The 17,409-nt window shown below is 71.6% G+C and carries 20 protein-coding genes and 1 pseudogene; 14 read left to right on the plus strand and 7 right to left on the minus strand.

Annotated features, from left to right (window positions below):
- The first annotated feature begins 52 nt into the window (after positions 1-52).
- From ABIB16_RS06955 to ABIB16_RS06980, 6 genes are read left to right on the plus strand one after another with little or no spacing between them, the layout of a single operon-like run.
- Positions 53-748: a hypothetical protein gene (locus tag ABIB16_RS06955; protein WP_044659971.1), complete on the plus strand. Its 696-nt coding sequence runs from the start codon at positions 53-55 to the stop codon at positions 746-748.
- Position 749: 1 nt separating this feature from the next.
- Positions 750-2,156 (plus strand): Dyp-type peroxidase, encoded by a 1,407-nt coding sequence (locus ABIB16_RS06960; RefSeq protein ID WP_290152006.1) that lies wholly within the window; start codon positions 750-752, stop codon positions 2,154-2,156.
- Positions 2,156-2,542 carry a hypothetical protein gene (locus ABIB16_RS06965; protein ID WP_290152008.1) on the plus strand — a complete coding sequence of 129 codons (387 nt, stop codon included), beginning with the start codon at positions 2,156-2,158 and terminating at the stop codon, positions 2,540-2,542. Before ABIB16_RS06960 ends, ABIB16_RS06965 begins: the two co-directional genes overlap by 1 nt.
- A 31-nt stretch (positions 2,543-2,573) precedes the next feature.
- Positions 2,574-3,299: a histidine phosphatase family protein gene (locus tag ABIB16_RS06970; RefSeq protein ID WP_172717667.1), complete on the plus strand. Its 726-nt coding sequence runs from the start codon at positions 2,574-2,576 to the stop codon at positions 3,297-3,299.
- Positions 3,296-3,838 carry a DUF3090 domain-containing protein gene (locus ABIB16_RS06975; RefSeq protein ID WP_101967565.1) on the plus strand — a complete coding sequence of 181 codons (543 nt, stop codon included), beginning with the start codon at positions 3,296-3,298 and terminating at the stop codon, positions 3,836-3,838. The genes ABIB16_RS06970 and ABIB16_RS06975 overlap by 4 nt, the downstream gene beginning before the upstream one ends.
- A complete protein-coding gene (locus tag ABIB16_RS06980) occupies positions 3,838-4,620 on the plus strand; it encodes an SCO1664 family protein (RefSeq protein WP_290152011.1) in 783 nt (260 codons plus the stop codon). Before ABIB16_RS06975 ends, ABIB16_RS06980 begins: the two co-directional genes overlap by 1 nt.
- 147 nt (positions 4,621-4,767) lie before the next feature.
- On the opposite strand, the gene ABIB16_RS06985 is transcribed toward ABIB16_RS06980, so the two are convergent.
- Complete coding sequence (locus ABIB16_RS06985; protein WP_290152013.1) at positions 4,768-5,391, minus strand: DsbA family protein; 624 nt, start codon at positions 5,389-5,391, stop codon at positions 4,768-4,770.
- On the opposite strand from ABIB16_RS06985, the gene ABIB16_RS11350 reads away from it, so the two are divergent.
- Both ABIB16_RS11350 and ABIB16_RS11355 read left to right on the plus strand, forming a co-directional pair.
- Entirely contained in the window at positions 5,378-6,010 is a 633-nt protein-coding gene (locus ABIB16_RS11350; protein WP_290152015.1) for a hypothetical protein, read from the plus strand. The two genes, ABIB16_RS06985 and ABIB16_RS11350, sit on opposite strands and share 14 nt — an antisense overlap.
- Positions 5,920-6,249, plus strand: coding sequence for a helix-turn-helix domain-containing protein (locus ABIB16_RS11355; protein WP_434783743.1), 330 nt, complete (start codon positions 5,920-5,922; stop codon positions 6,247-6,249). The genes ABIB16_RS11350 and ABIB16_RS11355 overlap by 91 nt, the downstream gene beginning before the upstream one ends.
- On the opposite strand, the gene ABIB16_RS06995 is transcribed toward ABIB16_RS11355, so the two are convergent.
- Positions 6,191-6,748 (minus strand): hypothetical protein, encoded by a 558-nt coding sequence (locus tag ABIB16_RS06995; protein ID WP_237068970.1) that lies wholly within the window; start codon positions 6,746-6,748, stop codon positions 6,191-6,193. The genes ABIB16_RS11355 and ABIB16_RS06995 overlap by 59 nt on opposite strands.
- Positions 6,749-7,060: 312 nt before the next feature.
- On the opposite strand from ABIB16_RS06995, the gene ABIB16_RS07000 reads away from it, so the two are divergent.
- Together ABIB16_RS07000 and ABIB16_RS07005 are read left to right on the plus strand one after the other, a co-directional pair.
- Positions 7,061-7,348 carry a hypothetical protein gene (locus ABIB16_RS07000; RefSeq protein WP_237068971.1) on the plus strand — a complete coding sequence of 96 codons (288 nt, stop codon included), beginning with the start codon at positions 7,061-7,063 and terminating at the stop codon, positions 7,346-7,348.
- A 49-nt stretch (positions 7,349-7,397) separates the two neighbouring features.
- On the plus strand, positions 7,398-8,135 hold the full coding sequence (locus ABIB16_RS07005) for a helix-turn-helix domain-containing protein (RefSeq protein WP_237068972.1): 738 nt from the start codon (positions 7,398-7,400) through the stop codon (positions 8,133-8,135).
- Between the two features lie 114 nt (positions 8,136-8,249).
- On the opposite strand, the gene ychF is transcribed toward ABIB16_RS07005, so the two are convergent.
- Complete coding sequence (gene ychF, locus ABIB16_RS07010) at positions 8,250-9,335, minus strand: redox-regulated ATPase YchF (RefSeq protein ID WP_290152020.1); 1,086 nt, start codon at positions 9,333-9,335, stop codon at positions 8,250-8,252.
- A gap of 401 nt (positions 9,336-9,736) precedes the next feature.
- On the opposite strand from ychF, the pseudogene ABIB16_RS07015 reads away from it, so the two are divergent.
- Positions 9,737-10,180 (plus strand): annotated as a pseudogene (locus ABIB16_RS07015) (GMC oxidoreductase); the annotation flags it as partial.
- Between the two features lie 99 nt (positions 10,181-10,279).
- Here ABIB16_RS07015 and ABIB16_RS07020 read toward each other — a convergent pair.
- On the minus strand, positions 10,280-10,756 hold the full coding sequence (locus ABIB16_RS07020; RefSeq protein WP_041104345.1) for an Hsp20/alpha crystallin family protein: 477 nt from the start codon (positions 10,754-10,756) through the stop codon (positions 10,280-10,282).
- A 95-nt stretch (positions 10,757-10,851) separates the two neighbouring features.
- Positions 10,852-11,385, minus strand: coding sequence for an O-acetyl-ADP-ribose deacetylase (locus ABIB16_RS07025; protein WP_041104347.1), 534 nt, complete (start codon positions 11,383-11,385; stop codon positions 10,852-10,854).
- A gap of 56 nt (positions 11,386-11,441) precedes the next feature.
- Here ABIB16_RS07025 and ABIB16_RS07030 point away from each other — a divergent pair, with 56 nt between their 5' ends.
- From ABIB16_RS07030 to ABIB16_RS07040, 3 genes are all read left to right on the plus strand, one after another.
- The gene (locus tag ABIB16_RS07030) at positions 11,442-11,879 is read left to right on the plus strand and encodes a hypothetical protein (protein WP_051995311.1); all 438 of its coding nucleotides are present in this window, start codon (positions 11,442-11,444) and stop codon (positions 11,877-11,879) included.
- A 65-nt stretch (positions 11,880-11,944) separates the two neighbouring features.
- Positions 11,945-13,204: a DNA recombination protein RmuC gene (locus ABIB16_RS07035; protein WP_041104349.1), complete on the plus strand. Its 1,260-nt coding sequence runs from the start codon at positions 11,945-11,947 to the stop codon at positions 13,202-13,204.
- Between the two features lie 128 nt (positions 13,205-13,332).
- Positions 13,333-15,033, plus strand: a complete 1,701-nt coding sequence (locus ABIB16_RS07040; protein WP_354436151.1) for an SLC13 family permease — start codon at positions 13,333-13,335, stop codon at positions 15,031-15,033.
- Positions 15,034-15,156: 123 nt separating this feature from the next.
- Here the strand turns inward: ABIB16_RS07040 and ABIB16_RS07045 are convergent, their stop codons facing one another.
- Entirely contained in the window at positions 15,157-16,263 is a 1,107-nt protein-coding gene (locus ABIB16_RS07045; RefSeq protein ID WP_060974231.1) for a 4-hydroxy-3-methylbut-2-enyl diphosphate reductase, read from the minus strand.
- 53 nt (positions 16,264-16,316) lie between these two features.
- Entirely contained in the window at positions 16,317-17,405 is a 1,089-nt protein-coding gene (locus ABIB16_RS07050) for a hypothetical protein (RefSeq protein WP_135101161.1), read from the minus strand.
- Positions 17,406-17,409 lie beyond the last annotated feature (4 nt).

Consider the following 17,409-nt stretch of genomic DNA (forward strand, 5'->3'; position numbering starts at 1 on the left):
CCCGGCCCCACCCCTCACCATTCACCCCAAAGGATTCTCGAAGGAGGACCTCATGACTGACCGCTCAGACCCCCGGCTCCAGGACGAGAGCCGTCTCGACGCCGTCAAGCGCGCCGTCGAGGACGTCGCCCAGGACGCCCCCACGCTGGCCAAGATCGCCCTCGAGGCGATGATCCGCGAGCACAACCCGGACCTGTCCGGCACGGCCGACTCCGCCGGCCGCGTGGGGATGCGCTCGGGCAAGGTCTCGGAGCTGACCGCGATCGCCCGCCTCAAGCCGGGCGGCGCCGAACGGCTGCAGCGCATCTTCGACCTGACCCGCGGCAACATGGACGGCGCCCAGCGCGTGTCCACGTTGCACGACATGCGCTTCGTCTTCTTCGACGACAACACCCGGATCCTCTTCGCCACGGCCTACGACGGCGACTGGGATGCGTACATCAACGACTTCGCCACCAAGATCCCCGAGCTGATGGACCTCCTCTTCCAGAACGTGGAGGGGTGGCCGGGCATCGACAGCCCGACCGTGAAGGACTTCATCGCCGACCACCAGATCACCGCCTCCGGGTGGTTCGTGGCGAACCCGCAGGTCACCGTGGTGGACACGCGTCGACTGCAGCGCACCGAGGACGCGGTGAACACCTTCCTGGACCAGATGGCCGGGCGCACCGACCTGGACGAGGACACCGCGGCCGCCCTGAAGCAGCTCACCGACACGATCTCCACCCCCGAGGCGGTGGATTACTGAGATGGGCGTGCTCAAGGACCTGAAGGAACGTTTCGATCGGGAGCGGGTCGAGCTGGACCTGGACGACATCCAGGGCCTGGTGCTGCGGTCGCGGCCTGAGCCCTACGTCGGCGCCCACGCCATGCTGACCGTGGAGGAGGCCGAAGGCGGTCGGGACTTCGTCCGTCGCCTGACCGAGTACGTGACCTCCGCGCAGGACTGGGCCGATGACCTGCAGTCCTGGACCGGCGTGGCGATCAGCTATGCCGGCCTGCGCGCCCTGGGGCTGCCCGAGGACTCTCTGGCCAGCTTCCCGCTGCCCTACCAGCAGGGGATGGCCGCCCGCGCTCAGCAGCTCATGGACACCGGGCCGAACGCCCCGGAGCACTGGGACGAGGCGTTCACCCAGGACGCCTGCCACATCGCGCTGACGATCTACGCGGCCGACGCCGACGCCCTGGACGCGGCCCTGGACCAGGCGGAGGAGGTGCTGGAGCACTCCACCGGAGTGACCCTGGTGGCCACCCACCGGTTCGGGGTCGACGAGCTGAACAAGAACCCCTTCGGCTTCCGGGACTCCATCTCGCAGCCGACGGTGGCCGGCAGCGGGGTGCGGCCCCAGCCGGGCCAGGAGCGCTCCATCTCCGCCGGCGAGTTCATCCTGGGCGAGAACAGCGAGACCGGCTCCCCGCTGGCCGTGCCGCAGCCGGACGTGCTGGGCCGCAACGGGACCTACGTGGTGCTGCGCAAGTTCGCCAGTCGGGTGGGCGCCTTCAACGAGTACCTGGCCTCGCAGAGCCCGGACCCGGAGGAGCAGCACCGGATCGCCGCGAAGATGTTCGGCCGGTGGCGCAGCGGCGCCCCGCTGGTGCTCTCCCCGGACCACGACGACGAGGAGCTGGGCAACGACCCGCAGCGGCGCAACGACTTCACCTTCGAGGACGACCCGAAGGGCCTGATGTGCCCGCACTCCAGCCACATGCGTCGCCTCAACCCGCGGGACAGCGACCTGTCGATCATGACGGACGTGAACATCAAGCGGATCATCCGGCGCTCCTCGACCTACGGTCCCGGGTGGTCGCCGGAGGTGACCTCGGCCGACGACGCGAAGGAGGACCGCGGGATCTACTTCATCTTCATCAGCGCCCGGGCCTTCGACACGATCGAGTTCATGCAGCAGGAGTGGATCAACGGAGGCAACTTCGTCGACCTCGGCTCCGAGCGGGACCCGATCGTCGGTCTGCACGAGGACGACCCGACGCAGGGACGGTTCACCATCCCCGCCGAGCCGGCCCGCAAGCGCATCGACGGCATCACCACCTTCAACCGGATGGCCGGGGGCGAGTACCTCTTCATGCCCTCGCTCAGCGCCCTGCGGTGGATCGGTGAGGGTGGCTGGACCTCCGAGCAGTCGGACGCCGAGGCGTGATGCAGCCTCCGTCCCCGGGCGGCCCCGCAGGCGCCCTGCCGTGGCAGGTGGACCTCGACTGGCTGTGGGGCACCCCGCCGGGCAACGACGGCTCCCCCGCGACCCTGCGGCTGGACGTCGTCGGCCCCGGGGCGGCCCGGGCGGCCGCCGCGTGGCTGGGCTCCCTGCCCGGGGGCGAGGACGGCGTGCGGGGCAGGGGCGGCTGGCGTGCCGACCCGGGCGAGCAGCCCGGCGCGGACGACCACGCCGTCCTGCTGCTCACCTCGGCGGGTGAAGACGTGGCGGACGGGCTGGAGGACGCCGCGGACGACGCCCACGCGGCGCTGGCCGCCGTCGGGGGCCTCACCCTGCGGTGGACTCCCCTGCCCCGTGACCCGTCCCGCTGAGGCCCTCGCGCCCCGTCGGTAGGGTGGAGTGATGGCGACGGTACTTCTCGTGCGGCACGGCCGCACCACGGCCAACGCGTCCGGACTGTTGGCGGGCCGCACCCCCGGGGTCAGCCTGGATGATCACGGACGGGAGCAGGCGGCCCGCACCGCGGACCGCATCGCGGCCGTGCCCGTGGCCGCGGTGGTGGCCAGTCCCCTGGAGCGGTGCGCGCAGACGGCCCGCGCCCTCCTCGATCGCCAGCCGGGGACGGTGCCCTCGCTGGTCGACGACGACTTCACCGAGTGCGACTACGGCCAGTGGCAGGGGCGCGCGCTCAGCGACCTGGCCACCGAGCCCCTGTGGGCGACGGTGCAGACCCAGCCGTCCGCCGTCGTCTTCCCCGGCGGGGAGTCCATGGCGGGCATGCAGGCCCGCGCGGTGGCGGCGATCCGCCGGCACGACGCCGCCGTCGAGGCCGAGCACGGGCCCGGGGCGGTGTGGGTGGCGGTGAGCCACGGGGACGTCATCAAGTCGATCCTGGCCGACGCGCTCGGCACGCACCTGGATCTGTTCCAGCGGATCGAGGTGGGGCCCGCCTCCGTGTCCATCGTGAGCTACGGTCCGGCCCGCCCGCGGGTCTGGGCGATGAACACCGACGCCGGGGACCTGTCCTGGCTGGCGACCCTCGGCCCGTCCGACGACGCCCCGGTGGGCGGCGGCGCAGGCACGGGCACCGGTGCGGTGGACGAGCGGACGCCTAGGATCGTGGCATGACTGATGCACCTGCCCCCGCCCATGAGTTCGACTGGCCGGATCGGGTCGTGATCGGGACGCTCGGGCGTCCCGGCGCCCGCACGTTCTACCTGCAGGTGCGCACCGGGCCCCGGCTGGTGAGCCTGGCGCTGGAGAAGCAGCAGTCGGCCCTGATGGCGGAGATGATCGACGAGATCCTCGACGATCTCATGGCGCTGGAGGGCAACCCGCACAGCGTCCCGGCCAGCACGCCCGTGGAACTCGTGGACAACGATCCGCTGGACCCGGTGCAGGAGTGGTTCCGGGTGGGGGCCATCGGCCTGGGCTGGGACCCCACCACCGCGCAGGTGCTCATCGACGCGCACCCCCTCTCCGACGACGACGCCGACCCGGCGCTCGAGGCGGACGCCGAGGCCGTGCGCGTGCGCATGCCCGTCGGCGCGGCCCGGGCGTTCGCCCGGCGCACCCGGGAGGTCGTGGACGCCGGGCGCCCGATCTGCTCGGACTGCGGCCAGCCCATCGACCCCGACGGCCACGACTGCACTCTCCCCGACTCCTGATGAGCGCCGCGGACGTGCCCGCCGGCGAGCTGATGTCCGGGGAGCTGACGCTCACCGGCCGCATCACGACGGCGTCCAACGCCACGTTCCTCGGCGCGATCGGTGACACCCCGGTGGTCTACAAGCCGGTGGCCGGCGAGGCCCCGCTCTGGGACTTCCCCGCCGGAACCCTGGCACGCCGCGAGGTGGCCGCGCACCTGGTGTCCGAGACGCTGGGGTGGGACATCGTGCCGCGCACCTGGCTGCGCGACGGCCCCTTCGGCGAGGGCATGGTGCAGCTCTGGCAGGAGCAGGACCCTGAGCAGGACGCCGTGGACCTGTTCCCAGCGGACAAGGTGCCGACCGCGGGGTGGCTCACGATCCTGGAGGGCGAGGACGAGGACGGGAATCGGCTGGTCCTGGCCCACGAGGACACGGCGGCGCTGCGCCGCATGACGGTGTTCGACGTGATCGTGAACAACGCCGACCGCAAGGGCGCCCACATCCTCGCCATGCCCGGCGGTCACCGGTACGGCGTGGACCACGGGCTGACGTTCCATGTGCAGGACAAGCTGCGCACCGTGCTGTGGGGATGGCTGGGCGAGGCGCTGAGCGAGGAGGAGCGCGACGGCGTCGCCCGGGTTCTCGACGGGCTCGACGGTGAGCTGGGGTGGGGGCTGGCGGAGCTGCTGGGTGCCGAGGAAGTCGACGCCCTTGCCGAACGCTGTGCCCAGTTGCTCGACGGCGGGATCTTCCCGGCCCCGAGCGGGCTGACGCCGGCCGTGCCCTGGCCGCTCTTCTGACGGGCCTGAGGCGTCAGGCAGGACTCGCTGATGCCGAAGTCCTTCGCGATCTGGTTCAACCGGGTGCCAGGTTCGCGTCTCTGCACCAGTCCCGTGTTCTTGTTCGCTCGGGCAGGTGTACCGACGCGCCCCGCGACGCCTGACGACTCAGGAGCGCACTTCCTGGGTTCGTGTGCCTCGGCGGCTGGCTTCGAGGGCTGAGGTGAGCGTTCGAGCGTCGTAGCTGCCCAGCAACCGTCGGCCGTCGACGAAGAACGTCGGGGTGGCGTGCGCGCCGCTTGCATCGGCGCTTTCGAGATCCCGCTCCACACGGGCACGTACGGCGGCACTGTCGAGGTCAGCCGTGAACTGGGCGACATCCAGGCCCAGCTCTTCGGCGTAGCGGATCAGATCTTCGCGCTCGAGCGCGTCTTGCCGCGTGAAGACGAAGTCCAGCCACGGCCAGAACATCCCCTGATTCGATGCCGCCTCCAACGCTCGTGCGGCTATGGGGCCGTGAGGGTGATGTGGCAGCTGGCGAACGACATACCGGAGATCGTCCCCGAACCGGCTGCGAAGGTCCTCCCAGGAACCCGTTGCGTGCGCGCAATAGGGGCATTCGAAGTCGATGTACTCGACGAGCGTGAGCTGGGCGTCCTCTGGTCCGCGGATGTGGTCGACTTCAGGATCGACGGGTGGTGTGAGCACCATCGGCAGATCTGCCGTCTCCTCTCCCCAGCGTTTCGCAGCAACCCGGAAGATCAGCCACCCAAGCGCGGTGGCGAGCACCATCGCGACCAACACGCCGACGGTCGCTTGCCGACCCAGGTCGGACGTCGAGCCGAACGCGAGGCCGATGACATGGAGCGGCTGGGGGGCGAGCGGTGGGATCGTCGAGCGGGTCGGGCTGGAGTCGGCCCGCGGTGGGGTCGAGGCAGAGGCACTCTACGACTCCATCCGCGTGGCTGCGCGCCTGGCACAGGCGGAGGTCCACCGAGCGGTCCTGCTCGCTCCCCAGCACCTCGACCCCGAGGCCGTCCTCGGGCTGCCGGTCGCTGCGGACGCACTGGCCACCACCCTTCGCCCGCTCATGGCCGACGTCGACTGCATCGTCGGGCCTGCCGTGCCGATCACCGAGTTTCCCGACTCCCTCGCGATGAAGCAGCGGCTCAGCGCCCTTCGGGCCGTCGCCCATTCGGGGCCGACCTTCGTCGACGACTCCCTGCTCGAGCTCGTCTGCGTGGCCGACCCGGTCGCCGTGCGGGCCCTGCGGCGCAAGTACTTCGGAGAGCTCGACCGGCTGCCGAGGACCAGCGTGCGGTGCTCGTCGAGACGCTCCGCCAGTGGTTGCTCCAGTGGGGCCACCGGCCGGGGATCGCCCAGGCCCTCACGGTTCACCCGCAGACCATGAGCGGTCGTCTGCACCAATTACGTGACCTGCTCGCCGACGATCTTGAGGACGCCGTCGTCAGGGCCGAGCTGCTCGTGCTGCTCACGGCCGAGGGGCCGCCTGATCGGCGATCCCTTCTGTGCTCTCCATGTCAGGAGAGTGACAACCGCGGAGACCTCCCCGGTCCGGGGTGCGAACCTGTCAGTAGTCGTAGGAGAGCGGGGTGCGGTTGCTCATCCACTCGTTGTGCGGCTCGATGATCTTCCACGTGACCTCGGGGTAGGAGGTCGCCTCGATGTGAGCCTTGAACTTCGCAGACTCACGGGTGACGCCCCTAAGGGTCGTCGCAGAGAGGTTCCACTGGTGGCTAAAGCCCGGTCGCTTCCCCGCGAAAGGGAGGGTGATCGTGACCACGTTGCCGGACCCCGTCGCGGTGCCCGGGCCTCTGTACGTGAAGGCCCCCGTGTACACCGACGGGTTGAGGGTGACCGTGATCTTGATGTCGTAGGGGTAGGGCTGGTTCTTGTCCGCGATGCAGTCCTGGTGGTTGTTCGGCGAGTACCGCACCGTCCCACTGATCTGGTCGCGGTTGTTGTTGATCGGCTGGCGGCCGTTGGAGGACCACATGTCGAAGACGTAGCAGTCCTGATTGGGGGATGCGGCGAGCGCGGGGGCCGAGACGGCCAGGGCGACGGCCGGGGCCGACCAAGCAACGCCCTTGGTCACGGTTCGGCGGGAGACGGCAGAGGGACTGGTCATGAGATGCTCCTGCAGGCAATCGGATGGGTGGCACCGCACCATATGGATGCTGGGAATCATCATAAACGCGCGAGACCCGGGCGCGTCATGGCCTGATGTGACAAGTTCTAGTGACGCATTGTCACTCGATGCCAAGGCTCGCTACTTTGGACAAATACTGTTCATGATCATGCCAGCGAGCGGAACACCACGGCGGGGTGGAGGCCAGGTGGATCGCGAGAACCATGGGGAGTCTGAATGCCGATGAAGGCGCCGGGACGTCACGTCTTGGCGGCGTACGCGGAGGAGAAGACGCGCCTGACTCAGCGACTCGTGACGGAGGTCGCCACCGAGCTCGGGGTCCCGCCGGTGGCGATCGAGCGGCACTGGCCGGTGGATGTCGGTGAGGTCCTCATGGAGTTCCTCGACTGCGTCGTCACCAACGACATCGACCGCGTCGCCGCGCGGGGCAGCATCTTCGAGCGGCTCGGGAGAGAATGTGCCCGCGGGGGAGTCGACGTCGATCTGTTGGTCTCGGGGCTGCGGATCGCCGTCGCCCGCTGTCAGGCGCAGGTCCACCGGGCCCATCCTCGGGGCCGACCGCCAGGACGACGACAGTGAGAGTGTCATCGGGCTGCTGAGCCGGGTGATGACCGTCGGGGAGGCCGTCGTGTCTGCGTCGCAGCGTGGACACGACCTGGCCGACCTGGACGACGGCGACGAGGACGAGGCGCTGCGGCGACTGGCCAGCGTGCTGATGTACGGGCGGGGCGACCCGAGCGACCTGGTCGCCGAGGTCGGGTGGCAGCCGAGCACCAAGGTCTGCGCCATCCTCACCTCCGCGGACTCCGGGCCGCAGATCCGCCGGCGTGCCGACGTCAAGGTCGCCTACTACGACCGGGCCAGCGACGTGGTCCTCATCCATCCCGTGGCGGACGGGAAGCAGTCCAGCTCCCTGCAGTCGCTGCTCGTCGGTCACACCTGCGTGGTCGGCCCGGCCGTGCCCTTGGACGAGCTGCCCGGCTCGCTGGCGCTGGCGACACGCACGGAGCTGCTCGACTCGTCGGCCGAGGGGATCACCTTCGCCGACGATGTCCTCCTCGAGCTGGCGATGAGTGCGGACCCGGCAGTGATCACCGCCCTGCAGCGCAAGCACTTGGGGGAGTTCGATTTCGAGGCGGAGGACCACCCCGACGTGCTGGCCTCGACGCTGCACGAGTGGCTGCTCCAGTGGGGCCATCGCCCGGGCATCGCCACGTCGCTGGACGTGCACCCGCAGACCGTGAGCCATCGGATCAAACGGATCAAGGACGGGTTGGCCTACGACCTGGAGGACCCGCGGGTGCGCGCCGAGCTGCTCGTGCTGCTCACCGCCATGTCCGTGCGCAATGCATGGCAGGCGCCCTGAACGGCGTGGCGTAGGTCACATCCGGCGCCGATGCAGGAGCATGCTGGGGTTCACCACATCGGATAGGAGGATCGACGTGTCCCCTCCTTCGGTACGGGAGGGCGCCTGACACTGCTAGACGTTGAAGCGGAACTCGACCACGTCCCCGTCCCGCATCACGTAGTCCTTGCCCTCCATGCGCACCTTGCCGGCAGCCTTGGCATCGGCCATAGAGCCGGCGGCGACCAGATCGTCGAAACTCACGATCTCCGCCTTGATGAAGCCGCGTTGGAAGTCGGTGTGGATCACGCCGGCAGCCTCGGGCGCCGTCGCGCCGACCGGGATGGTCCACGCGCGCGTCTCCTTCGGCCCCGCCGTCAGGTAGGTCTGCAGGCCGAGGGTGGAGAATCCGACGCGGGCCAGCTGGTCCAGCCCGGACTCGTCCTGCCCGGCCATCTCCAGCATCTCGGCGGCCTCCTCCTCGGAGAGCTCCACGAGGTCGGACTCGAGCTTGGCGTCCAGGAACACGGCCTGGGCGGGGGCCACCAGATCGCGCAGCTCCTGCTGCTTGGCCTTGTCCCCCAGCACACCCTCATCCGAATTGAACACGTAGATGAACGGCTTGGCGGTGAGCAGGCTCAGCTCGCGCAGCCGGTCCATGTCCAGCTTGTCCTTGTCCTTCGCGGCGAAAATCGTCTCGCCCCGCTCCAGCACCGCGAGCGCGGCCTTGAGCGCCTCGAGGTCGGCGGGCTCCTTCTTCTTGCCCTTGACCTCCTTCTCGACGCGCGGGATCGCCTTCTCCACGGTCTGCATGTCCGCGATGATCAGCTCGGTGTTGATGGTCTCCATGTCCGAGGCCGGGTCCACCTTGCCGTCCACGTGGACGACGTCGCCGTCGTCGAACGCGCGCACCACCTGGGCGATCGCGTGGGCCTCACGGATGTTCGCCAGGAACTGATTGCCCAGGCCCTCCCCCTCGGAGGCGCCCTTCACGATGCCGGCGATGTCCACGAAGGACACCGTCGCCGGCAGGATGCGCTCGGAGCCGAAGATCTCGGCCAGCTGAGTCAGCCGCTCGTCCGGCAGGTTCACCACGCCCACGTTCGGCTCGATCGTCGCGAACGGGTAGTTCGCCGCGAGCACGGTCTGGCGCGTCAGCGCGTTGAACAGGGTCGACTTGCCTACGTTGGGCAGTCCCACGAATCCGATAGTCAAAGCCACAGTCCGGCAGTCTACCGGCGGGCCCACCGCAGCGGAGGCGTCCCGCACCGGCCCCGTTCCGTGGGCAGAACCGGCAGCCCCGCCCGCTCCGTGGGCAGAAAGCGCGCTCTCCCCTGTTCCGGGGGCAGAACCGGCAGGGTTTTCGCTTCCGGGGGCAGAAACCTTCGCTCTCCTGCCCACGGAACCCAGAGGCCCAGCGGCCACGGGGCCCGGCAGCCCCAGCCCCCGCCCCCACGGACCCAGAGACCCGCACCACCCAGCACGCATCCCCGCCCAGATGACCGATCCGTAGGGTGGGCGGGCCGCCCAGACCCCGACGAGAGGAAGCACACCTGTGTCTGCCGACCAGAGGACGACAGCCGAGACCGCAGGGCCACCGGGTCCACCCCACGCCAAGTCCCCGCGGCACCGTGCGCCTGCGCTCCAACGACTACCGGGACAAGCCGGCCGTGGACCCGCGCTACTTCACCGACCCGGAGGGCCATGACATGGCCGTCGCGGTGGCCGGCATCCGGCTGGCCCGGGAGATCGTCTCCCAGCCGGCCATGGCGGCGTGGGCGGGGCGCGAGCTGGCCCCGGGCGTGGACGTGCAGACCGATGAGGAGATCGCCGACTACGTGCGCCGCACCCACAACACCGTGTACCACCCGGTGGGCTCGGTGCGCATGGGCGCCGACGACGACGCCATGAGCCCCCTGGACGCCCGCCTGCGCGTCAAGGGCGTGACGGGTCTGCGCGTGGCCGACGCCTCCGTGATGCCCGAGCACGTGACCGTGAACCCCAACATCACGTGCTTCATGATCGGCGAGAAGGCGGCACAACTGATCCTGGCCGACCGCGCCTGACCACCACGCGGAAGCGGCGGGCCCCCCGGTGGGGACCCGCCGCAACTGCGTTCGGGGGCGGGCCGCGCGCCGGTCACGCGCGGCTCCGTCAGAGGGCGATCACTCGCCGGAGGTCTCGACGGCGGAGTCCTCCACTGCCTCACCCTCTACGGCCTCGCCCTCCACCTGGGCGGCGGAGCCGGTGTGCTTGACCTGGATCTTGCGCGGCTTGGCCTGCTCGGCCACCGGGATGGTCAGCAGCAGCACGCCGTCGCTGTAGTCGGCCTCGATCTTGTCCAGGGCCAGGCCCTGGCCGAGGTTGAGCTGGCGGGCGAAGGTGCCGGCCGGACGCTCCTTGGTGAGCCAGCGACGGTCCTCCCCGGCGGGGGCCTCCTTGCGCTCGGCGCGGACGGTGAGCGTGCGCTCCTCGACGTCCACGTCGATCGAGCTCGGGTCCACGCCCGGCAGCTCCACCTCGGCGACGAACACGTCGCCCTCGCGGTAGAGGTTCATGGGCATGGAGGCGGCGCCGGAGGTGCGGGCGAAGCCGGTCATCAGGCGCTCCATCTCGCGGAACGGATCAATGGGACGAGCCATGGTCGATCACTCCTCATGCAGGGCGGGCCGCTCCGGTTGAGCGGCGACTGTCCTGTGCAACGCCGTCCCCCCACGGGGTATTCCACGGAGTTGAGTCAGCCCCGCTCAACCCTGTCCAGGGCGGTCCGGAACGCGGCCTCCGCCGTCTCGCCGTAGGGCACGAACAGCACCTCGTCCACGGTGTCGCCCACCTCGTCCGCCATCGCGTGGCAGGTCTCGACGGCGATCCGCGCCGCGTCCTCCATGGGCCAGCCGTAGATCCCCGCGGAGATCGCCGGGAACGCGACCGTCCGGGCGCCGAGCCCGGCCGCCACCTTCAGGGACTCGCGGTAGCACGAGGCAAGGGTGTCGGACTTGTCGATCGTCTTGGCCCACACCGGGCCCACCGTGTGGATGACCCAGCACGCGGGCAGGCGCCCCGCCGTCGTCGCCACGGCCTGCCCGGCGGGCAGCCCCTCCGGCAGGTCGGTCTCGCGCAGGCGGCGGCACTCGGCCAGGATCTCGGGGCCGCCGCGCCGGTGGATGGCGCCGTCCACTCCTCCGCCGCCGAGCAGGGTGGAGTTGGCGGCGTTGACGACGGCGTCCGCGTGCGTGGCCGTGATGTCCCCGGGAGCGAGGGTGAGCTGCATGGGTTCACGCTAGGCGCGGGTGGGCGCCGTCGGACAGGGCCGGTAGCCTCGGCCCCATGAGCACCCCGACGCCCACCGGACCGACCCCCACGCCTCCCGGCGGCGAGCTGCTGCCGCTGATCAGCCTCGCGGTGGAGCACGTGTTCGACACGCTCGGCCGGCAGTCCGTGTTCGCCCCCACGATCCTCGCCGTCGCCGCCGACGGCCAGCGCGGCATGTGGGAGCACCCGGACCTCGAGCCCGAGCAGGCGGCCGCCACGGTCGCGAAGATCAGCCCGCGCCCCACGCGGGCGGTGGCCGTGTTCGACGGCGAGATCGAGACGGCCGACGGGCCCCGCCCGGCCGTCGCGGTGGAGGCCTTCGACGCCGCCGCCCTGGCCTCGACCCGCATGGTCTTCCCGTATCTGCCCGGCGTCGCCGCGGCGGGCATCGCCGCCCGCGTCGACGGCGACCCGCAGGTCGTGGCCAACGGCCCCAACCCGCTCTTCGGCTGAGCCGCCCACCACGACGACGGCGCGCCGCCGCCTAACGTGTCCCTGCGGCCTGCGAGGGTGGGGGCATGGAGATCCTCAGCCTGCTGCTCGCCCTCATCCTCGGACTCGTGCTGGGCGCCCTGGTGGGCGCGTGGCTCATGTGGCGCCGGGCGGCCGGCGGCGGTGAGGAGGCCCGCCGGGCCCAGGCCGAGCTGGCCGCGCTGCGCACCGAGCACCAGGGGGCACGAGAAGAGCTCGCGGCCGCCCGGGCGGAGCAGCGCGCGCTCACGGCCGCGCGCGCCGAGGACGCCGAACGCCAACGCGCGGAGTCCCAGGTGATGTCCACGCTCGCGCCGCTGGGCCAGCGGCTGGCGGCGCTCCAGGAGCAGGTGAGCGTGCTGGAACGGGACCGGGCGTCCCAGTTCGGCCGGCTCGGGGAGCAGCTCCGCGCCGCCGCGGCCACGGACCGTGACCTGCTGAACCAGACCACGTCGCTCATGGCCACCCTCAAGTCCACCTCCGCGCGGGGCCACTGGGGCGAGGCGCAGCTGCGGCGGGTCGTCGAGGCGGCGGGCATGCTCCACCACGTGGACTTCACGGAGCAGGCCACGCTGTCCGGCAAGGACGGCGAGCGACTCCGCCCGGACCTCGTGGTGTCCCTGCCCGGCGGCAAGGCCATGGCCGTGGACGCCAAGGCCCCCATCGGGGACGCGCTGGCCGCCGAGGCCCTCGCGGACGAGCCCGGCGAGGAGGCGTACGAGCGGCGCCAGGCGCTGGCCGCCCAGCACGCCGCGGCCGTGCGCCGCCACGTGGACCAGCTCTCCGCGAAGTCCTACTGGGCCGGCCTCGAGCACTCCCCCGAGCTGGTCCTGTGCTTCCTGCCCGCCGAGTCGCTCCTGGCCGCGGCCCTGGACGCAGACCCCGGGCTGCTGGACCACGCGTTCTCCCGGAACGTCGCGCTCGTCGCCCCCGTCTCCCTCCTGACCGCCCTGAAGTCCGTGGCCTACGCGTGGCGGCAGGACACCCTGGCCGAGAACGCCCACACCGTGGTGGCCAGCGCGAAGGACCTCTACGAGCGCCTCGGCACGCTCGGCACCCACCTGGACCGCATGGGCGGCTCCCTCAAGACCGCCGTCGACCGCTACAACCAGCTCGTCGGCAACGTCGAGTCGCGCGTGCTCCCCGCCGCCCGGCGCCTCCGCGACGCCGACCCGGGCCTGGCCCCCACGCCGGACATCCGCACGCTCGAGTCCGCGCCCCGGCCCCTGGCCGCCCCGGAACTGGTCGCGGGCGTGGAGGAGGACGAGCTGCGCCGTCGTCGGGCGGAGTCGGCGCGGGAGGCGTGAGCGGGGGCCGGGCGGGTGGGCCGTCGCGGCCCCGACGTCGTCTTTCCGCGCCCCGGGCCACTTGCTACCGTGAAACTCACAGAGAATTGCCAGGCCATGCCAAGGGCCTGACCTGATGAGGAGGCCCCATGGAGTCCCGTCCACTCCCCCCGCCGAGCAACGTCAACGAGCACGTCTCCCGCTTCGACCCCCGGGCGGCCGCCCAGGAGTTCGAGCACGAGCTCTCCCCGGGCATGCGTGACGAGCCGCTGTCCGGCGGCGAGAACGTCAAGCGCATCATCGGCCTCGTGGCCGGCCCCCTGCTCGCCGTCGCCCTGTTCCTGCTGATGCCGGGCGACCTCGGCGTCTGGCCCCGCCTCGTCGCCGCCACCGCCGTGCTCATGGCCGTGTGGTGGATGACCGAGGCCCTGCCCATCCCCGCCACCGCCCTGCTGCCGCTCGTCGTCTTCCCGCTCGGCGTGCCCGCCGAGGAGTCCGACGGCGGCATCACCTTCGACGCCGTCGGCGCGAGCTACGGCAACAACATCATCTTCCTGTTCATGGGCGGTTTCATGCTCGCCCTGGCCATGCAGCGGTGGAACCTGCACCGGCGCATCGCGCTCGGCGTCCTGAAGTTCATGGGCGCCAGGACCGTGAACCTCGTCCTGGGCTTCATGATCGCCACCGGGTTCATCTCCATGTGGGTGTCCAACACCGCCACTGCCGTGATGATGCTCCCCATCGGCGTGTCCATCCTCGTGCTCGTCCAGCGCTACGGCACGGACGGCGCCCTGACCGCGGACGAGGCAGCGGGCCAGGCCGACCGCCCCGCCGCGCCCGCATCCGCGCCCGGCGAGGCCCCCACGCAGGCCGAGATCCGCTCCCTCACGAAGACGAACTTCGGCACCGCGCTCATGCTCGGCATCGCCTACGCCGCGTCCATCGGCTCGCTCGGCACCATCATCGGCACCCCGCCCAACACCCTGCTCGCGGGCCACATGGCCGCCGAGCACGGCGTGGAGATCGGCTTCGGCCAGTGGATGCTGGTCGGCGTGCCGATCGCCGTCGTCCTGCTCTTCGCGTGCTGGTTCCTGCTCACCCGCGTGCTGTTCCGCCCGGAGATCGACGAGGTCCCCGGCGGCCGCGACCTGATCGCCACCGAGCTGGCCCGCCTCGGCCGCATGAGCGCCCCCGAGGCCAAGGTCCTCGCCGTCTTCGTCCTCGCCGCGCTGGCCTGGATCACCGTGCCGCTGATCTCCGAGTACGTCCTGGACCTGACGTCCCCGCTGCTCTCGGACGCGGCCATCGCCATGGTCGTCGGACTCATCCTGTTCCTCCTGCCGGCCGGTGGCGGGGCCGGGCGCGGCGTGCGCCTGCTCGACTGGGAGGCCGCGAAGGAGCTGCCGTGGGGCGTGCTCCTGCTGTTCGGCGGCGGCCTGGCCCTGTCCGGTCAGTTCTCCAAGTCGGGCCTGTCCACGTGGCTCGGTGAGCAGGTCAAGGGCCTCGGCGACATCCCCGTGTGGGTGCTCGTGGTGATCGCCGCCGTCGGCATCCTGCTGCTGACCGAGATGACCTCGAACACGGCCACCGCGGCCACGTTCCTGCCCGTCGCCTCCGGCGTGGCCCTGGGCACCGGCGTCGCCCCGCTCATGCTGGCCGCACCCGTCGCCCTCGCCGCGACCTGCGCGTTCATGTTGCCCGTGGCCACCCCGCCGAACGCCATCGCGTACGGCTCCGGCTACGTGACCATCGGCCAGATGGTGAAGGGCGGCGTGTGGCTGAACATCATCGCCGTCGTGCTGATCTCCATCGCGTCGATGACCCTGCTCGTCTGGGTCTTCGGGCTCTGAGTCCCTGACCACCCGCCGGCCCGGAACGCCGAGGCCCGGGCACACCGAGGCCCGCAGACTCGCCGCTTCGCCGGCGTCGTGACGGCGAGTCTGCGGGCCTCAGCGAGGAGACGAGGGGCGCGCTCAGGCCTCGGTGTCGCGGCGACGTCCGCCGAGCGAGCGGGACTCGTCGCCCACCCGCTTGAGTTCGGCGCGCAGCTCCTTGGGCAGGGAGAAGATGATGTCCTCCTCGGCGGTCACCACCTCGTCCACCTGCCCGTAGCCGTACTCGGCCAGCAGCGCGAGCACCTCCTGGACCAGCACCTCGGGCACGGACGCGCCCGAGGACAGGCCCACGGTGGCCACGCCCTCGAACCAGGACTCGTCCACCTGGTTGGCGAAGTCCACGCGCTCGGCGCGGGAGGCCCCGTACTCCGCGGCGACCTCCTTGAGGCGCACCGAGTTCGAGGAGTTCGCCGAGCCCACGATGATCACCAGGTCGCACTCGGGCGATATCGACTTGATGGCCGCCTGCCGGTTGGAGGTGGCGTAGCAGATGTCGTCCGAGGGCGGGTCCTGCAGGTTCGGGAACCGCTCGCGCAGCACGGAGACGATCTCGAGGGTCTCGTCCACGGAGAGCGTGGTCTGGGAGAGCCAGATCAGGTTGTCCGGGTCCTCCACCTGGACGGTGCGGGCCTCGGCGACGTCGTTGATCACCGTGGTGTGCTCGGGCGCCTCGCCGAACGTGCCCTCGACCTCCTCGTGGCCCTCGTGGCCGATCAATAGGATCTGCTTGTCCTGCTTGGCGAAGCGCACGGCCTCGCGGTGCACCTTGGTCACGAGCGGGCACGTGGCGTCGATGGTGCGCAGGTTGCGCTGGGCGGCCTCCTCGACGACGGCCGGGGACACGCCGTGCGCGGAGAACACGGTCAGGGCGCCCTCGGGCACCTCGTCCAGCTCGTCGACGAACACCACGCCGCGCTCGGTCAGGGTGTCCACGACGTGCCGGTTGTGGACGATCTCCTTGCGAACGTACACGGGGGCGCCGTGGTGCTCGAGGGCCTTCTCGACGGCGACGACGGCGCGGTCCACGCCGGCGCAGTAGCCACGGGGGGCGGCCAGCAGCACGCGCTTCTCGCCGGACACGGGCGCGGCCGCCTCGACCTCCTCACGGGGACGACGGACGCGCGGGACCTGCGGCATCCCGAGGCCGACGGCGGACGGACGGGCGGAGACGGAGGGAGCGGACATGCCCTCCATGCTATCGGCCGGGACGCCGACCGGGCCCGGGCTTCGCCGCGGGCTCAGCGCGACGTGACGTCGGCCGCGGTGTGGGAGCGGCCCACCACGGGGGAACCGTCCGCCCGGGCCGCGCGGACCCGCCCACGCCGAGCGACCCACAGCTCCGCCAGGGCCAGCAGCAGGCCCGCGGCCAGCACGATCCAGCCCAGGGTGGTCAGGGTCTGGGGGTAGGGGGCGACGGCGGCCGCGAACGCCGGGCGCGCGGCGTCCTCCATCTGCTGGACGAACGCGGCCACCCCGGGGGAGGCCCCCTCGGGCGCCGTGAGGTGGACCGCGTCCGGACCCAGGCGGGCGCCGCCGATCAGCCCGCCGGCCAGGGCGACCGCACCCGCCACGGCCAGGGCGAGGCCCCGCCGTCGTCGGGGGGCGAGCAGCAGGGCGCCCACGAGCGCCAGCACGGAGGCGGCGGCGGCCCAGCGCCAGTGCGTGGAGGCGTCCACCCAGCGGTGCACGGTGGCCCGGTCCGTGCCGGCCAGGGCGTCGATGCGCGCGTCCATGCGCAGCGCGGTGCTGTCCCGCAGCTCCGCGGCGCGGTCGTACAGGGGCGCCAGCAGGGTGTCCGCGGCCCAGTCGCCGACGTCCGCGCCCATGATCGTCTCCAGCAGCGCCTGCCCGGGCAGGTCGAACCGGTCCTCGCGCAGGTCACGTTCGATGTCGCCCAGGGCGGCGGTGATCCCGGACTGCGCGACGGGACCGAACGGGATGGTCACGTCCGCGCCCGAGCCGGGCTCGTCCGCGCCCTCCGGGTCCTCGAGCTGGGCGAGCCAGGCGCGCCGGGCCTCGTCGGCGGTGTCGGACCAGCCCTGCACCACCTGCGGGTCGTCCGCCACGCGCTGGGCCAGCGGGCGCAGCAGGTCCTCGGCCGTCTGGGCCAGCGGGCCCGGCACCTGCTCGGGGACGGCGTCGTGCACGACGTCGTCGATCACCCCCGGCACGGCGGCGCGGACCTCGGGGTCCACGGCGACCTGCTCCGTCACCCCGCGCAGCAGCTCCGGGCGGTGCGTCGCCTCGTCGACGAGGGCGCCGGCCGTCGCGAGCACCGCCAGCAGGCCCGCCAGGGCTGCGACGAGGAGGCTGAGGGTGGTGCGCATGGGG

The sequence above is a fragment of the Micrococcus sp. UYEF5 genome (assembly GCF_040546065.1).
GTDB lineage: Bacteria > Actinomycetota > Actinomycetes > Actinomycetales > Micrococcaceae > Micrococcus > Micrococcus luteus.

Excerpts from the sequence above, each read along its gene's own strand:
- ABIB16_RS06955 (WP_044659971.1), top strand. The coding sequence starts at position 53 with ATGACTGACCGCTCAGACCCCCGGCTCCAGGACGAGAGCCGTCTCGAC.
- ABIB16_RS06960 (WP_290152006.1), top strand. The coding sequence starts at position 750 with ATGGGCGTGCTCAAGGACCTGAAGGAACGTTTCGATCGGGAGCGGGTC.
- ABIB16_RS06965 (WP_290152008.1), top strand. The coding sequence starts at position 2,156 with ATGCAGCCTCCGTCCCCGGGCGGCCCCGCAGGCGCCCTGCCGTGGCAG.
- ABIB16_RS06970 (WP_172717667.1), top strand. The coding sequence starts at position 2,574 with ATGGCGACGGTACTTCTCGTGCGGCACGGCCGCACCACGGCCAACGCG.
- ABIB16_RS06975 (WP_101967565.1), top strand. The coding sequence starts at position 3,296 with ATGACTGATGCACCTGCCCCCGCCCATGAGTTCGACTGGCCGGATCGG.
- ABIB16_RS06980 (WP_290152011.1), top strand. The coding sequence starts at position 3,838 with ATGAGCGCCGCGGACGTGCCCGCCGGCGAGCTGATGTCCGGGGAGCTG.
- ABIB16_RS06985 (WP_290152013.1), bottom strand. The coding sequence starts at position 5,391 with ATGGTGCTCGCCACCGCGCTTGGGTGGCTGATCTTCCGGGTTGCTGCG.
- ABIB16_RS06995 (WP_237068970.1), bottom strand. The coding sequence starts at position 6,748 with ATGACCAGTCCCTCTGCCGTCTCCCGCCGAACCGTGACCAAGGGCGTT.
- ABIB16_RS07020 (WP_041104345.1), bottom strand. The coding sequence starts at position 10,756 with ATGGCTCGTCCCATTGATCCGTTCCGCGAGATGGAGCGCCTGATGACC.
- ABIB16_RS07025 (WP_041104347.1), bottom strand. The coding sequence starts at position 11,385 with ATGCAGCTCACCCTCGCTCCCGGGGACATCACGGCCACGCACGCGGAC.
- ABIB16_RS07030 (WP_051995311.1), top strand. The coding sequence starts at position 11,442 with ATGAGCACCCCGACGCCCACCGGACCGACCCCCACGCCTCCCGGCGGC.
- ABIB16_RS07035 (WP_041104349.1), top strand. The coding sequence starts at position 11,945 with ATGGAGATCCTCAGCCTGCTGCTCGCCCTCATCCTCGGACTCGTGCTG.
- ABIB16_RS07040 (WP_354436151.1), top strand. The coding sequence starts at position 13,333 with ATGGAGTCCCGTCCACTCCCCCCGCCGAGCAACGTCAACGAGCACGTC.
- ABIB16_RS07045 (WP_060974231.1), bottom strand. The coding sequence starts at position 16,263 with ATGTCCGCTCCCTCCGTCTCCGCCCGTCCGTCCGCCGTCGGCCTCGGG.
- ABIB16_RS07050 (WP_135101161.1), bottom strand. The coding sequence starts at position 17,405 with ATGCGCACCACCCTCAGCCTCCTCGTCGCAGCCCTGGCGGGCCTGCTG.